This window comes from Treponema endosymbiont of Eucomonympha sp. (genome assembly GCF_001028545.1).
Map to the genome: position 1 here is coordinate 1 of NZ_BBPW01000672.1, position 438 is coordinate 438.

1 protein-coding gene is annotated in these 438 nt (G+C 63.9%); it reads right to left on the reverse strand.

Annotated features, from left to right (window positions below; translation table 11 throughout):
- Positions 1-438: hypothetical protein (locus AWU74_RS12295; RefSeq protein ID WP_187150987.1), on the reverse strand; the 438-nt coding region annotated here is incomplete at both ends.

Below are 438 nucleotides of genomic sequence, written 5' to 3' on the forward strand. Positions count from 1 at the left end.
CCGGCGCCGCGGCGAGCTGCCGCGCGAATTTGACGAATGCCGGCGGGTTTTTCAGCAGTAGCACGGAATACGCGCGGAGCCGCTCGCGCTGCCGTCCGTCCAAGCCTTCCCATGCGTTGATTTCCGCCGCAATACGTGAGGCGTGCCGCTCGGTCGCTTCCCCGCCGGAGCGGGCAACGGCGCATGCGGCGTGCAGCAGGAGAATTGCCTGTTCGTATGCGGGACTTTTGCGCCTGGCGTTTTTGTCGGGCAGTCTCTGGTATTGCAGCCGGCAGAGCGCCATTTCGTCGTCCGCCTTCACCGCATACGGATAGGCGAGGATATCCGGCGCGACTCCGATAAGCTCGCGCTCCAGCGTTCGCATAAGCGCGACGAAGGTCTGCTTTGAAAACGACGCATCGGGGATAAAACGGCGGAGGAATTCGCCCGCGCGCACGA